Source organism: Pantoea sp. (genome assembly GCF_032114055.1).
In the GTDB taxonomy this organism is placed as follows: Bacteria; Pseudomonadota; Gammaproteobacteria; order Enterobacterales; family Enterobacteriaceae; genus Pantoea.
Window position 1 is genome coordinate 861,059 of record NZ_DAMCTB010000001.1, and the last position, 13,987, is coordinate 875,045.

A 13,987-nucleotide genomic window follows, 5' to 3' on the forward strand; every position below is an offset into this window, starting at 1 on the left:
GCTACGAGGCGGCAATAAACAGCGTGCGCAGCTCATGCAGCTGATCGCGCACGCTGGCCGCCTGCTCGAACTCCAGGTTCTGCGCATGCTGCTGCATCTGCCCTTCCAGTTCGTGGATCTTCTTCTGCAACGCCTGCGGCGTTAACGTCAGCAGATCGGTCTGCGCCTGTGCTTCGCCTGGACGGGCCGGCTTCGCTTTGCCGCGGGTTTTCACCACATTGTTGCCGAGTTCCAGAATATCCGTGATCTTCTTATTCAGGCCCTGCGGCACGATGCCATTTTTCTCGTTGTGCAGCTGCTGCTTCTCGCGGCGGCGTTCGGTTTCTTCAATCGCACGCGCCATCGACGGGGTGATTTTATCGCCGTAGAGAATCGCCTTACCGTTGATGTTACGTGCCGCACGACCAATGGTCTGGATCAGCGAGCGCTCAGAGCGCAGGAAGCCCTCTTTATCCGCATCCAGAATCGCCACCAGCGACACTTCGGGCATATCCAGTCCCTCACGCAGTAAGTTGATGCCCACCAGCACATCAAACTCCCCGAGACGCAGGTCGCGGATAATCTCCATACGCTCGACGGTGTCGATATCCGAGTGCAGATAGCGCACCTTCTCGCCGTGCTCGGTCAGATACTCTGTGAGATCTTCCGCCATGCGCTTGGTCAGCACCGTTACCAGAATACGCTCGTTGATGGCCACGCGCTGGCGGATCTCTGACAGCAGATCGTCGACCTGAGTGCCCACCGGACGCACTTCGATGATCGGATCCAGCAGGCCGGTGGGACGTACCACCTGATCCACCACCTCGTTGCCCGATTTCTCCAGCTCATATTTGCCCGGCGTCGCCGAGACATAGATGGTCTGCGGAGCCAGCGCCTCAAACTCTTCAAACTTCATCGGACGGTTATCGAGCGCCGATGGCAGGCGGAAACCATACTCCACCAGTGTTTCTTTACGCGCACGGTCCCCTTTGTACATGCCGCCAATCTGCGGGATGGTGACGTGGGACTCATCCACCACCAGCAGGCCATCGGCAGGCAGGTAATCAAACAGCGTCGGCGGTGCTTCACCCGGTCCGCGCGCGGACAGGTAGCGCGAATAGTTTTCAATGCCCGAGCAGTAACCCAGCTCGCTCATCATCTCCAGGTCAAACTGGGTTCGCTGAGTAATGCGCTGCTCTTCCAGCAGCTTGTTGTTCTCCAGCAGCACCCGGCGACGGTCCGCCAGTTCTACCTTTATCTCTTCCATCGCCTGGAGGATGCGTTCACGCGGCGTCACATAGTGCGTCTTGGGATAAATCGTGAAGCGTGGCACCACCGATTCGACCTGGCCCGTCAGCGGATCAAACAGTGAAAGCCGCTCCACCTCTTCATCAAAGAGTTCAACCCGCAGGGCAATGTCGTCCGATTCCGCCGGAAAAATGTCAATCACTTCGCCCCGCACCCGGAAGGTGCCGCGCTGAAACGCCTGGTCGTTGCGGGTGTACTGCAATTCAGAGAGGCGACGCAGGATGCTGCGTTGATCGATGATCATACCGCGTGTCAGGTGGAGCATCATTTTCAGATAGAGATCGGGATCGCCCAGACCATAAATGGCTGAAACTGAAGCCACCACGATGACATCGCGCCGTTCCAGCAGCGCCTTGGTCGCCGAGAGACGCATCTGTTCGATATGCTCGTTCACCGACGCATCTTTTTCGATAAAGGTGTCGGAGCTGGGAACGTAGGCCTCCGGCTGATAGTAGTCGTAGTAGGAAACGAAAAACTCCACGGCATTATCCGGGAAAAACTCTTTCATCTCGCCGTAAAGCTGGGCCGCCAGCGTCTTGTTCGGCGCCAGCACCATCGTCGGGCGATTGAGGTCGGCAATCACGTTGGCGACGGTAAACGTTTTACCGGAGCCGGTCACGCCCAGCAGCGTCTGATGGGCCAGTCCATCCTCCAGCCCCTCTTCCAGACGACGTATCGCCTCAGGCTGGTCGCCTGACGGTTTAAAAGCGGAGTTTAATTTAAAGACTTTACTCATGAATGCAGTTCCTGCTGGAGAAATCGGCGGGCAGGCACTTATTTTACTCCGCTATGGTGATTTTGCCAGAAAAAAATACTGGATATAAAAACAGTAATGGTGCAATGTGGAGTGTGCAGGCGTACTCTCTGCCGCTTCGCCAGACATTCTGAATTTGTGTTAACGATATTGCGCAATGTTATCCCCAGGCGAGGATCGGATTTAACATTTGTCAATAGAGCGTCATAAAATTACAGTCTGGTTACCCGGCAGAGAATTCGCAGGCTTGTTTTTTAATAACCTGTTGTTTTTAATGGAAAAAGCCTGAAAGGCCAGATTCTCATCATTATGTTACCAGGCCCCGTATTTCCTCGCTTCCAACTGGTTTTCATGACCTAATGCACAAGTTTATCCACAGGAATGGTGGATAAGTGATGGCAGCCCCGCCGCCATCAGCTGTGTATAATTTTTCCCTGTTCTCTCGTCGCGCTAAAAATAATTTTTTTTCCGTTAAATTTCGGGCCGCGCATGACGGATAATTCTGCAATTTCAGACTCTCACCTGCCCCGCCACGCAAAATTTCACCCATCCACTAAAATTCTTAATCAGCTGTCCTGCTTCCTTATTGCCCGCCTGCACCAGAAACAGTGCTTCTCAGCACTGCAAAAGTGCAGGTGCGTAGTTGCCGTGGAGAATTGATAAGTTTTTCTCACCTTTTTTCACCTGTAGCAGGTTACTGCAGCCGTAAAACAGGACCATTTTCGGATCTGGCCTGGTAATTGCAGCACTCCATTGCGTCACCGGATGTTGTGCGCACTGAGAGGCAATGGCGAGACGACCATTGCCGATGAATGGGTTGCCAGACGACAGAGAGCGGAAGCAATCAGGCTAATGATCGGGAAGGAGAGTGTCAGATGCTGAGTTTACGTTCGGTCAATCAATTTTACGGTCAGAACCATATCCTGTGGGATGTGGACCTGGATCTGTCGCCTGGCACCTGCACCGGCATTCTGGGTCGGCCCGGCATGGGTAAAACCACGCTGGTGAACTGCATCATGGGCAGGCTGCCGATTAATAGCGGCTCCATCTCCTGGAAAGAGGATGGCTCACCGCCAGAGGATCTGCTGCTGCAACCTGCTGAACAGCGGGCGCAGATGGGCATTGGCTATGTTCCGCAGGGGCGTCACATTTTTACCCAGATGAGTGTGGAAGATAACCTCCTGATTGCACTGCTGGCCGGTGCCAGCCAGCAGGAACGCCATCGCGCTATTCCTGAAATGGTGTTTGACCTCTTTCCCGCGCTCTACTCACTGCGTCAGCAGCGCAGTGGCAATCTGCCTATCGATCAACAGCAGCAACTGGCCCTGGCGCGCGCGCTGGTTCTGCAGCCCAAGCTGCTGATTCTGGATGAGCCAACCGACGGCATGTCGCCATGGCTGGAAGAGGAGATGGGCAACCTGATCCGTCGGCTTAACCTCGACTACGGGCTGACCATCCTGCTGCTGGAGCAGCGTCTGTCGCTGATCCGTCGGGTGGCTGACTACTTTCTGCTGCTGCACCGTGGCCGCAACGTCGCGCAGGGCAGCATGGCGCAACTCGATGATCATACCGTCGATAAATGGCTGACCGTAGCCTGACAGGCGGGAGCCGGACAGCGCAGCACCCTGGCGGACAGTGTGTTCATCAGCCTGTGCTGCGCGGTCCGGATTAGGATGGAAAGCGTGGCCTGACGCTTAGTCCGGCAGCGTCAGATAGTGACCGCAGTCGGCCTGCTGTTCCGCCCTGGTGAACCAGGGAAGTGTGCCCAGGCAGGGTGCAGGCAGGCGGTTTTTCAGGCTGGTAAGATACTCCGTATAACGCTTGCCCGGCGGCTCGACGGTGTTGGCAATCCAGCCCACCAGCGGCAGACCGCGTGCCCGTATCGCCTCTGCGGTCAGCAGGGCGTGGTTGATGCAGCCCAGCTTAATCCCCACCACCAGCACCACCGGCAGCTGTTCGCTGACCACCCAGTCTGCATAGGTGTGCGTTTCAGACAGCGGCGTATACCAGCCACCCGCGCCTTCAACCAGAATCCAGTCCGCCAGGGGTTCCAGCGCCGCCAGACCTGCCGACATGGCCAGATGGGTGATCGGCCTCTCCTCTTCGGCACTGACGATATGCGGCGAGGTGGGCTCCATAAACGCCAGCGGATTGACCTGCTGATAGGTCAGCGGCACATTGCTGTAGCGTTGCAGCGCCAGCGCATCGCTGTTGCGGATGCCCTCCGGCGTCAGTTCACAGCCCGAAGCCACCGGCTTATAGCCTGCGCAGCGGAAGCCTGCGGCGGCAGCGGCCTGCAGCAGAGCGCCGCTGGCGACCGTTTTACCGACTTCGGTGTCAGTCCCGGTAATAAACAGGCGTTTCATGATGTACTCACTCCGTAGATTAAATGGTAACTCAGGCGATAGCCGTACCGATCGCGCGGCCAGTTCGCCTCAAGCTGGCTGAGCCGTTGTCGGGTTAAGATCTGTCCGTTACGCCCCTGATGCAGATGAGTTGCCCCAATGCCCTTCAGTGAGCGCATTGCGCTGAGCGCGTCGGGAAAGTGCAGCGTCACCCGCTCTGAGGAGCAGCAGAGTTGCTGAGCGTGACAGGCTGCGGCAACCTGCGGCTCGCTGAGAAAGCGGTTGGCGTGCGGCATGGCATCCAGATGCGACCAGGCTTCATGCACCTCCTGCAGTGAACCGTCGCCAAGGGTAGAGAACAGCAGCGTGCCGCCGGGCCGCACTACCCGCCGGAACTGGCTCAGCGCGCCGGGCAGATCGTCACTCCACTGCACCGCCAGATTGCTCCACACCAGATCCATCGTGTTATCCGCGAGCGGCAGCGCGTCGATGTCTCCGACCAGATAGTGCTGCGCGGCATCGTTTTCCCGGGCCTGTTGCAGCATCTGAACAGAGAGATCCAGTGCCGTCACCTGTTTGCCGCGTTCACGCCACAGCCGGCTGTACCAGCCGGTGCCGCAGCCGGCATCCAGCAGGTGCAGACCGCGCTGTGCAGGCGCACGCGCCAGCAGCGCATCCCCGCTAAGGCGCTGCAGCGCAGCATGGACATCGTACCCGCCCGCCGCCCGGCCAAAGGCGCGCGCCACCGCCTGCTTATCAACCCGCAGCGTCATGCAGCGCCTCCAGTAACCGATCGATATCGTCCGGGCGATGTGCCGCCGTCAGGGTGATACGAAGCCGCGCCGTGCCCGGCGGCACAGTCGGCGGCCGGATCGCACTGACCCAGCAGCCCGCCTCCGCCAGTCGCCGGGAGAGCGCCAGCGCCTCGCTGTTTTCCCCCACCTGCAGCGGCTGAATCGCGCTGGCGGACGGCATCAGTTGCCAGGGCAGCGACGCCGCCCCGCGCCGGAAATGCGCAATATTCTGCTGCAGCTGCTGACGCAGCGCGTCGCCCTGCTGAATTTCGCGCAGCGCCGCCTGCAGCGCGACCGCCTGGGCTGCGGGCATCGCCGTTGAGTAGATAAGATGGCGGCTGAACTGTAAAAAGTAGTCGGCGGTGTCGGCATCACAGAGCAGCGCGGCGCCACTGACGCCAAACGCTTTGCCAAAGGTGACCACCAGCAGTGCCGGTTTTACGCCCTGCTGCCAGCAGCTCCCGCGCCCCTGCTCACCCACCACGCCGATGCCGTGCGCATCATCCACCAGCAGCCAGCCTCCGGCCTGCTGCGTCAACTGCGTCAGGGCGGCCAGCGGCGCGCTGTCGCCATCCATGCTGAAGATCCCTTCCGTCACCACCAGCGTCTCACCGGCGCAGGGGGCGGCGAGCCGGGCCGCCAGACTCTCCGGTGCGTTATGGGTGAAGCGGCGCAGCTGAGCCGGGCTGTGGCTGGCGGCGTCGAGCAGCGAGGCGTGGCTGAGCTTATCTGCCAGGATACGGTCGTCCTTCTCCCCCAGCAGATGGATCACCGCCTGATTCGCTGCAAAACCGGAGATGAACAGCAGCGCCCGGTCATAACCGAGCCACGCCGCCAGCTGCGCCTCCAGATCGGCATGCTGGCGGTGATAGCCGGTGACATGCCCTGAGGCGCCCGCGCCTGCGCCTGCCAGCGCCGCGCCCTGCTGCCAGCCGGCAATCACCGCCGGATGCCGGGTTAAGCCAAGATAGTCATTGCTGGAGAAGTGGAGATAGTCGCGGCCACCGCTCCGCAGCGTGCGGGTCGACTGCTGCTCAATGACCTGACGCTGCCGCCAGCCGTCCGCCGCACGGCGCTGCGCCAGCGCCTGCCGGAGTCGTTGCTGCCAGCTCATTACAGCGCCGCGTTGTAGAACTGTTCGGTGTCGGCATGAGAGAGTTGCTCGCTGAGTTGCTGCGCCTGCTGCTGATCGCCGTGCGGAGTATGCGTATGCTCCGGGTTCAGCCCCAGCTTGCGGAACAGCACACGGTCTTTATCCTCTTCCGGATTCGGCGTGGTCAGCAGTTTGCAGCCGTAGAAAATCGAGTTAGCCCCGGCCATAAAGCACATCGCCTGGGTCTGCTCGCTCATCTGCTCACGACCCGCCGACAGACGGACGTGCGAGGTCGGCATCATGATGCGCGCCACCGCGATGGTGCGGATAAAATCGAACGGCTCCACATCGTCGTTATCAGCCAGCGGCGTGCCTTTGACCTTGACCAGCATGTTGATCGGCACGCTCTCCGGCGGCGTTGGCAGATTGGCTAACTGCACCAGCAGCCCGGCGCGGTCGTTTACGGTTTCGCCCAGGCCGACGATGCCGCCTGAACAGACTTTAATTCCGGCATCGCGCACTTTGCCCAGCGTATCCAGTCGCTCCTGATAGCTGCGGGTGGTGATGATGGAGCCATAGAACTCCGGCGAGGTGTCGAGATTATGGTTGTAGAAATCCAGGCCCGCGCCCGCCAGCCGCTGCGCCTGCTGCTCGCTGAGCGTGCCCAGCGTCATGCAGGTTTCCATCCCCATCGCTTTCACGCCTTCCACCATCTTTTCCAGATAGGGCATGTCGCGCTCGTGAGGATTTTTCCACGCCGCGCCCATGCAGAAACGGGTGGATCCGGCGGCTTTCGCCTGACGCGCAGAGGTCAGAACCTCCTCGACTTCCATCAGACGTTCCGACTCCAGACCGGTCTTGTAGCGCGCGCTCTGCGGGCAATATTTGCAATCTTCCGGACAGGCGCCGGTTTTGATCGACAGCAGGGTGCTGACCTGCACCTGGCGCGGATCGAAGTGCTCACGATGCACCTGCTGCGCTTTAAACATCAGTTCAAGAAAAGGTGCGTCAAACAGGGCTTGCGCCTGTGCAATTGTCCAGCGTTGGGCCATTACTTACTCCAGAAAAGGGTGTCATCCCGACGAAAAGCAGGGTTATACTTGTAAACTATATTTTTTTATTTTGGTTTACAACTCCGATGACTATCCCCGTTTTTTCGGCAGATGATGCCCGCTTTGACCGCCAGCATATCTGGCATCCCTACACCTCGATGCAGGATCCGCTGCCCTGCTTTCCGGTGGTCGCCGCGCACGGTTTTCAGCTGCAGCTGGCCGATGGGCGTGAGCTGGTAGACGGCATGTCCTCCTGGTGGGCGGCAATCCACGGCTACAACCATCCGCGCCTGAACCGGGCGCTGACGGCGCAGGCTTCGCAGATGTCGCACGTTATGTTTGGCGGCATTACCCACCCGGCGGCGGTGGCGCTCTGCCGCCAGCTGGTGGCAATGACGCCCGATCCGCTGGAATGCGTTTTCCTGGCCGACTCCGGCTCGGTGGCGGTGGAAGTCTCGATGAAGATGGCGCTGCAGTACTGGCTGGGACGGGGCGAGACCCGTCAGCAGTTTCTGACGCTGAAACGCGGCTATCACGGCGATACCTTTGCCGCGATGTCGGTGTGCGATCCCGAAAACTCGATGCACAGTCTGTGGCGCGGCTATCTGCCCGAGCATCACTTTGCCACGGCCCCGGCCTGCGGCTTTGATGAGGCGTGGAATCCGGCTGATTTCGACGATTTCGCCCGGCTTATCGAAACGCATCACCGGCAGCTGGCGGCGGTGATCCTGGAGCCGATCGTGCAGGGCGCAGGCGGCATGCGGCTCTATCATCCGCGCTACCTGCAGCAGGTGCGGGAGGCGTGCGACCGCTACGGCGTGCTGCTGATCGCTGATGAGATCGCCACCGGTTTTGGCCGCACCGGCAAACTGTTTGCCTGTGAACATGCGGGCATCACGCCGGATATTCTCTGCGTCGGCAAAGCCCTGACCGGCGGCATGATGACGCTCTCCGCGACGCTGACCACCCGTGAGGTGGCCGATACCATCAGCCGCAGCGCGGCCGGGTGCTTTATGCATGGCCCGACTTTTATGGGCAATCCACTGGCCTGCGCGGTGGCGGCAGAGAGTCTGACCATGCTGGCGGAGGGGCACTGGCAGCAGCAGGTGGCGCGTATCGAACAGCAGCTGCGGGCTGAACTGCTGCCGCTGCGCAGCTCACCGCAGGTGGCCGATGTTCGCGTACTGGGCGCGATTGGCGTGGTGGAGACGCATCAGCCGGTCAATATGGCGGCGCTGCAGCAGTTCTTTGTGGAACAGGGCGTCTGGATCCGGCCGTTTGGCCGACTGATCTACCTGATGCCGCCCTACATCATTACTCCGCAGGCGCTGAGTCAGCTGGTGCAGGCGATCGGTGGTGCGCTGGCGCATACGCAACATTTTAGCGGCTGAGGCGGGTGGTCCCCCTGGCACAGATGGCGCTTTTGGTTATGATGAAAGACTATTCATCGACAATTGAGGAGATGTAATGCGCATTGTGAGTCAGGATTTTAATGACGGCGAGAAGATGCCTGAAAAGCATGTTTTCAATGGCATGGGGTATCAGGGCGAGAATATCTCTCCCCATCTGGCCTGGGAAGAAGCACCCGAAGGCACCAAAAGTTTTGTGGTGACCTGCTACGATCCTGATGCGCCGACCGGCTCCGGCTGGTGGCACTGGGTGGTAGCCAATATTCCGGCCAGCACCACGACGCTGCCGCAGGGCGCCGGTTCCGGCAAGGCCTCCCTGCCTGCCGGGGCGATCCAGACCCGTACCGATTTCGGTCAGGCGGGCTACGGTGGCGCCGCGCCGCCACAGGGCGAAACCCATCGCTACATCTTCACCGTACATGCGCTGGATGTGGAGACGATTGAGGTGGATGAGGGTGCCAGCGGCGCGATGGTCGGCTTTAATGTGCATTTCCACGCGCTGGCGAGCGCCTCGCTGACCGTGAACTATCAGTAATTGAGCCGGGAACAGGGCTGGAGGAGGAAGGCACCGCGAGCCAGAAATGGCGATTTGGACGTCTGAATCTGACGTTGTTCGCGGTGTCTGCAGCAGACCTTCACGCCACTCCCGGCCGGGAGTGGCATTTTTTGTGGCGGCTTACGCCTGCAGCGCGTGGATCACCACCCACATCGGCCCCTGCCCTACCGCATAGCGTCCCAGCGGCTGCAGCAACCCTTTCGGTTCGCTAATCGCATAGACTTCGATGTGGTGAGATTTCTGCCCTGCGGCCACCAGAAAACGTCCGCTGTGATCGATATTAAAGCCGCGTGGCTGGGTTTCAGTTGGCTGGAAGCCTTCCAGGGTCAGCTCGTCCCCCACTTCGCTGACGCTGAAGATCGCCAGCGTGCTGCTGGTGCGATCGCAGGCGTAGAGGAAGCGGCCATCAGGCGTCAGATGAATATCGGCGGCCCAGCGCGTGCCGCTAAAGTCCGGCGGCATCATATCCAGTGTCTGCACACTTTCGGCTTCACCTTCACCGTTATTTAGCGCCCAGACCTCAACCGTGCTGTCGAGCTCGTTCACGCAGTAGGCGTACTGACCGCCCGGATGGAACTGCATGTGGCGCGGGCCTGCGCCTTCCACCGTCGTTACCTGTGCCTGCGGGCGCGGGGTCAGTTCACCTGCTTCACTCAGGGCAAACAGGCAGATGCGGTCCTGCTTCAGTGCCGGAACGTAGAGCGTCGTGTTGTCATTATCAATATTGGCGGAGTGACAGCCGTCCAGGCCGTTAATGACCTGCAGCGGTGCCTGCGGGATGCCCGCTTCATCGATCGGGCTGACGCTGACGCAGGCATCATTGTAAGAGCCGCAGAACAGGAACCGGCCCTGATGATCGGTGGAGATGTGGGTTGGGCTGCCGGGCAGCGGCGCCTGGCCTGCCTCGGTCAGTGTGCCATCGGCGGCGATACGGAACGCCAGCACGCGGAAGTTAGGACGTACACCGACATAGAGAAAATCGCGTTTCGGACTCACCACCATCGGCTGAACCTGGCCGGCGACATCCGTCACCTGAAGCAACGTCAGTCCGCCCTCTTCATTCATCTGCCAGACGTGAATCTGCTGGCTCTCGGGACTGGCGGTGTAAACAACCTGTTTCATGCATTCTCCTTTTTTGCTGCCTGATCATGAACTGTGAATCACTGTAGCGTGTTTTACTACCCTGCGCTGAAATCATTTGTGTCCGGTTTTTTGTCTCCGGGCCGTAGTCAGGTGTAGACTCTGCCTCCTGCAAACCTGGAAAAATGGAAGGATTAATGCGCTACCGTGTCATTGCCCTCGACCTCGACGGCACCCTGCTGACCCCCGCTAAAACGATTCTGCCACAGTCTGTTGACGCCCTGAACCAGGCACGCCAGGCGGGTGTGCATGTGGCTATCGTTACCGGACGCCATCACTGCGCCATTCACCCTTTTTATCAGGCATTACAACTGGATACACCCGCCATCTGCTGTAATGGTACTTACCTGTATGATTATCAGGCGAAAAAGGTGCTGGCCGCCGACCCGCTGGAACCGGCGCAGGCCTTACAGGTCATTGAGATGCTGGACCGTCAGCAGATCCACGGGCTGCTCTATGTGGATGATGCGATGCTCTATCAGACGCCCACCGGCCATGTGACGCGCACGCTGAAATGGGCTGAATCGCTGCCTGCGCACCAGCGTCCGCTGTTCCGTCAGGTGCCCGACTTAGCGCAGGCCGCGCGTGACGCCGGTGCGATCTGGAAGTTTGCCCTGTCACACCAAAATATTCCGGAACTGCAGCAGTTTGCCAGCCTGGTTGAAGCGGAGCTGGGCCTGGCGTGTGAGTGGTCCTGGCATGATCAGGTGGATATCGCCAGAGGCGGCAACAGCAAAGGCAGACGGCTGGCGCAGTGGGTCGAATCACTGGGCCTCACCATGGATGATGTGATTGCGTTCGGGGATAACTATAACGACCTCAGCATGCTGGAAACGGCCGGACTCGGCGTGGCGATGGGCAATGCTGATGAGGCCATCCGGGCACGGGCGAAAAAGGTTATCGGCACCAACCTGGAACCCGGCATTGCCGACACCCTCTATCAGTACGTGCTGTAATCAGGGCGTCACCGAGACGCTCTTTATCTGGGCATACAGCCACTGATCGGGCCGGATGCCCAGCTCATCACGCGCCCACGGCGTGATGCGCGCCCAGAGTTCGCTGATACCGATACGCAGTTTTACCTCGACCTGATCCCCGACCTCCAGCAGCTCCACCACCTGTGCCGGTAAGATATTGCGGATAGAGCTGTGCTGCGGCGGTTGCAGTGCCAGTGAGACATCGGCCGAGGCGATGCGAATACGCAGGGGGGTTTTAACCGGCTGATTCACCCGGCTGACCCAGATGTGCTGATCGCCCAGCGACAGTGCAGTCATCGGATAGTCGGGATGCTGTTCCAGCACCTGTACCCGCAGCACGCTGGTCAGATCGCTTACCGGCAGCCACGGCCGCATCGCGCTGCTGCTCCAGACCCGCTCCAGCGGACCAAAAGCTTTAACGTTGCCCGCATCCAGCACCAGCACGTTATCGGCCAGCTGCAGGATCTCCTCCAGGCTGTGCGAAACGTAGAGCATGGGAATATCGACCTGCTTCGCCAGCTTTTGCAGATAGGGCATCAGTTCCCGTTTGCGTGGCAGATCCAGCGACGCCAGCGGCTCATCCAGCAGCAGCATATCCGGTGCGGTCAGCAGCGCACGGCCTATCGCCACCCGCTGTTTTTCACCGCCCGACAGCGACGAGGGGAAACGGGGCAGCAGCGCCTCCAGACCCAGCAGCGACACCAGGTTATCGAACTGCGCTTTCATTGCCGGGGCCATACCATATTGCAGGTTGCCCCGCACCCGATAGTGTGGAAACAGCCGCGCATCCTGAAACACGTAGCCGATGCGCCGCTTCTCCGGCGGCAGCGATACGTGCTGATCGGCGTCAAACAGCAGACGGTCGTTTAACTGAATGCGTCCGTGCTGCGGCTGCGTCAGGCCGCTGATGGCGTTGATCAGGGAGGTTTTCCCGGCACCGGAGACGCCAAAGATGGCGGTGATCCCCCTGGCCGGGATTTGCAGGTCAACCTCCAGCCGGTGGTCGCCCTGCTGCTGAATAACGTTAAGTGAGAGCATCAGTTCCCCATCCGCTTACGGCCCTGCCGTGCCAGCCATTCCGACGCCAGCAGCGAGGCCAGCGCCAGCACGATAGCGATAACGCAGAGCCGCGCCGCCGCCCCTTCCGCGCCAGGCGTTTCAATCAGGGTATACATCGCCAGCGGCAGCGTGCGCGTCTCGCCGGGAATATTTGAGACAAAGGTGATGGTGGCGCCGAACTCGCCCAGCGAGCGGGCAAAGGCCAGCACCGTGCCGACGATTACGCCCGGCAGGGTCAGCGGCAGCGTGATGGTCAGAAAGACCCGCCAGCGCCCAGCGCCCAGCGTGCGTGCCGCCTGCTCCAGCCGGATATCCACCGCCTCCAGCGCCAGACGGATGGCGCGCACCATCAACGGAAACGCAATCACAGCCGATGCCAGTGCGGCCCCGCGCCAGCTGAATGCGAAGCTGAACCCGAACCAGTCGAACAGCTTTTCTCCGATGATGCCACGGCGGCCAAGGGTAATCAGCAGCAGATAGCCCACCACGACCGGCGGCAGCACCAGCGGCAGGTGGATCAGGCTGTCGAGCAGCGCCTTACCGGGAAAACGGCAGCGCACCAGAATCCACGCCATCAGGATGCCAAACGGCAGACTGCCAAGCACGGCTATGCCAGAGACTTTAAGGCTAAGCACTACCGCCTGCCATTCGGGATCGCTGAGTATCATTTCGTCGGTGTAAACCCGTAGTGTTTGAAGATCGCCGCAGCCTGCGGCCCTTTCAGATAATCATAAAACGCTTTCACGCTGGCCGTGTCGCGATCCTTCACAATCGCCAGCGGATATTCCACGGGCTTGTGGCTGGTGGCCGGAAAACGCCCCACGACCGCAACCTTATCACTGACGACCGCGTCGGAGCCGTAGACAATGCCGTAAGGCGTTTCATCACGCTCGACCAGCGCCAGCGCCGCCCGTACGTTACTGGCAGGCGCTAACAGCGGCGCCACCACCGGCCAGGCCCCCAGCGACTGCAGCGCCTCTTTCGCATAGATCCCCGCCGGAACGTGGTCCGGATCACCGACCGCCAGCCGTTCACCGTGCAGCAGCGTTTTCCAGTCGGTCTTTGCGTTCAGCGTGACCGCGCGGGCTTCAGCACTGCGAGGCGCAACCAGCACCAGATCGTTGCCCAGCAGGGTAACGCGGCTGCGGGTAATGACACTTTTTTTCGCCACCGCATCGTCCATCCACTGCTGATCGGCAGAGATAAAGAGATCGGCAGGCGCGCCCTGCTCAATCTGCCGCGCCAGCGTTGACGAGGAGGCAAAAGCGGCGACGACTTTCACCCCTTTTTCCTTTTGATACTGAGTCGCAATGTCCTGAACGGCGTTGGTCAGGGAAGCCGCCGCAAACAGGGTAATGTTATCGGCCGCCACGGCCTGCCCGGCCAGCGAAACGGTGACCAGCGCCGCCAGGCCCCAGCGATGTAGCGATAATGACATGATGCTCTCCGGCTATTCGTTGTGTAGCGGATGATACAACGCCGGTTCGGGCAGCGTCATGCAATTATCGGCAAAAGAGAGAG

At 60.2% G+C, this 13,987-nt stretch carries 13 protein-coding genes; 4 read left to right on the top strand and 9 right to left on the bottom strand.

The features are described from left to right. Position 1 precedes the first annotated feature (1 nt). Positions 2–2,023, bottom strand: coding sequence for an excinuclease ABC subunit UvrB (gene uvrB, locus RT657_RS04040; protein WP_313652638.1), 2,022 nt, complete (start codon positions 2,021–2,023; stop codon positions 2–4). 893 nt (positions 2,024–2,916) lie between these two features. On the opposite strand from uvrB, the gene RT657_RS04045 reads away from it, so the two are divergent. Continuing rightward, positions 2,917–3,639 (top strand): ATP-binding cassette domain-containing protein, encoded by a 723-nt coding sequence (locus tag RT657_RS04045; protein ID WP_313652639.1) that lies wholly within the window; start codon positions 2,917–2,919, stop codon positions 3,637–3,639. A gap of 96 nt (positions 3,640–3,735) precedes the next feature. Here RT657_RS04045 and bioD read toward each other — a convergent pair whose 3' ends face one another. Genes bioD through bioB form a run of 4 tightly spaced genes read right to left on the bottom strand, consistent with a single transcriptional unit; the run spans position 3,736 to position 7,325 of the window. Next, complete coding sequence (gene bioD / locus RT657_RS04050) at positions 3,736–4,407, bottom strand: dethiobiotin synthase (protein ID WP_313652640.1); 672 nt, start codon at positions 4,405–4,407, stop codon at positions 3,736–3,738. Further along, the gene (gene bioC / locus RT657_RS04055; RefSeq protein WP_313652641.1) at positions 4,404–5,159 is read right to left on the bottom strand and encodes a malonyl-ACP O-methyltransferase BioC; all 756 of its coding nucleotides are present in this window, start codon (positions 5,157–5,159) and stop codon (positions 4,404–4,406) included. Before bioC ends, bioD begins: the two co-directional genes overlap by 4 nt. Next, the gene (gene bioF, locus RT657_RS04060) at positions 5,143–6,294 is read right to left on the bottom strand and encodes an 8-amino-7-oxononanoate synthase (protein ID WP_313652642.1); all 1,152 of its coding nucleotides are present in this window, start codon (positions 6,292–6,294) and stop codon (positions 5,143–5,145) included. Before bioF ends, bioC begins: the two co-directional genes overlap by 17 nt. Further along, positions 6,294–7,325: a biotin synthase BioB gene (gene bioB / locus RT657_RS04065; RefSeq protein WP_313652643.1), complete on the bottom strand. Its 1,032-nt coding sequence runs from the start codon at positions 7,323–7,325 to the stop codon at positions 6,294–6,296. Before bioB ends, bioF begins: the two co-directional genes overlap by 1 nt. An 86-nt stretch (positions 7,326–7,411) precedes the next feature. Here bioB and bioA point away from each other — a divergent pair, with 86 nt between their 5' ends. Together bioA and RT657_RS04075 are read left to right on the top strand one after the other, a co-directional pair. Next, complete coding sequence (gene bioA / locus RT657_RS04070) at positions 7,412–8,716, top strand: adenosylmethionine--8-amino-7-oxononanoate transaminase (protein ID WP_313652644.1); 1,305 nt, start codon at positions 7,412–7,414, stop codon at positions 8,714–8,716. A gap of 76 nt (positions 8,717–8,792) precedes the next feature. Beyond that, positions 8,793–9,269: a kinase inhibitor gene (locus RT657_RS04075; protein WP_313652645.1), complete on the top strand. Its 477-nt coding sequence runs from the start codon at positions 8,793–8,795 to the stop codon at positions 9,267–9,269. 141 nt (positions 9,270–9,410) lie between these two features. Here the strand turns inward: RT657_RS04075 and pgl are convergent, their stop codons facing one another. Beyond that, entirely contained in the window at positions 9,411–10,412 is a 1,002-nt protein-coding gene (gene pgl, locus RT657_RS04080) for a 6-phosphogluconolactonase (protein ID WP_313652647.1), read from the bottom strand. 155 nt (positions 10,413–10,567) lie between these two features. Here pgl and RT657_RS04085 point away from each other — a divergent pair, with 155 nt between their 5' ends. Beyond that, positions 10,568–11,386, top strand: a complete 819-nt coding sequence (locus RT657_RS04085) for a pyridoxal phosphatase (protein WP_313652648.1) — start codon at positions 10,568–10,570, stop codon at positions 11,384–11,386. On the opposite strand, the gene modC is transcribed toward RT657_RS04085, so the two are convergent. The 3 genes from modC to modA are packed head-to-tail and all read right to left on the bottom strand — an operon-like array spanning position 11,387 to position 13,904. Continuing rightward, positions 11,387–12,445 (bottom strand): molybdenum ABC transporter ATP-binding protein ModC, encoded by a 1,059-nt coding sequence (gene modC, locus RT657_RS04090; protein ID WP_313652650.1) that lies wholly within the window; start codon positions 12,443–12,445, stop codon positions 11,387–11,389. Next, the gene (modB, locus tag RT657_RS04095) at positions 12,445–13,134 is read right to left on the bottom strand and encodes a molybdate ABC transporter permease subunit (RefSeq protein ID WP_313652652.1); all 690 of its coding nucleotides are present in this window, start codon (positions 13,132–13,134) and stop codon (positions 12,445–12,447) included. The genes modC and modB overlap by 1 nt, the downstream gene beginning before the upstream one ends. After that, positions 13,131–13,904 carry a molybdate ABC transporter substrate-binding protein gene (gene modA / locus RT657_RS04100; protein WP_313652654.1) on the bottom strand — a complete coding sequence of 258 codons (774 nt, stop codon included), beginning with the start codon at positions 13,902–13,904 and terminating at the stop codon, positions 13,131–13,133. Before modA ends, modB begins: the two co-directional genes overlap by 4 nt. Positions 13,905–13,987: the final 83 nt, after the last annotated feature.

Coding starts and splice junctions, on each gene's coding strand:
- bioB (WP_313652643.1), bottom strand. CDS start 7,325: ATGGCCCAACGCTGGACAATTGCACAGGCGCAAGCCCTGTTTGACGCA.
- bioC (WP_313652641.1), bottom strand. CDS start 5,159: ATGACGCTGCGGGTTGATAAGCAGGCGGTGGCGCGCGCCTTTGGCCGG.
- modA (WP_313652654.1), bottom strand. CDS start 13,904: ATGTCATTATCGCTACATCGCTGGGGCCTGGCGGCGCTGGTCACCGTT.
- pgl (WP_313652647.1), bottom strand. CDS start 10,412: ATGAAACAGGTTGTTTACACCGCCAGTCCCGAGAGCCAGCAGATTCAC.
- RT657_RS04085 (WP_313652648.1), top strand. CDS start 10,568: ATGCGCTACCGTGTCATTGCCCTCGACCTCGACGGCACCCTGCTGACC.
- RT657_RS04045 (WP_313652639.1), top strand. CDS start 2,917: ATGCTGAGTTTACGTTCGGTCAATCAATTTTACGGTCAGAACCATATC.
- uvrB (WP_313652638.1), bottom strand. CDS start 2,023: ATGAGTAAAGTCTTTAAATTAAACTCCGCTTTTAAACCGTCAGGCGAC.
- modC (WP_313652650.1), bottom strand. CDS start 12,445: ATGCTCTCACTTAACGTTATTCAGCAGCAGGGCGACCACCGGCTGGAG.
- RT657_RS04075 (WP_313652645.1), top strand. CDS start 8,793: ATGCGCATTGTGAGTCAGGATTTTAATGACGGCGAGAAGATGCCTGAA.
- bioD (WP_313652640.1), bottom strand. CDS start 4,407: ATGAAACGCCTGTTTATTACCGGGACTGACACCGAAGTCGGTAAAACG.
- bioF (WP_313652642.1), bottom strand. CDS start 6,294: ATGAGCTGGCAGCAACGACTCCGGCAGGCGCTGGCGCAGCGCCGTGCG.
- modB (WP_313652652.1), bottom strand. CDS start 13,134: ATGATACTCAGCGATCCCGAATGGCAGGCGGTAGTGCTTAGCCTTAAA.
- bioA (WP_313652644.1), top strand. CDS start 7,412: ATGACTATCCCCGTTTTTTCGGCAGATGATGCCCGCTTTGACCGCCAG.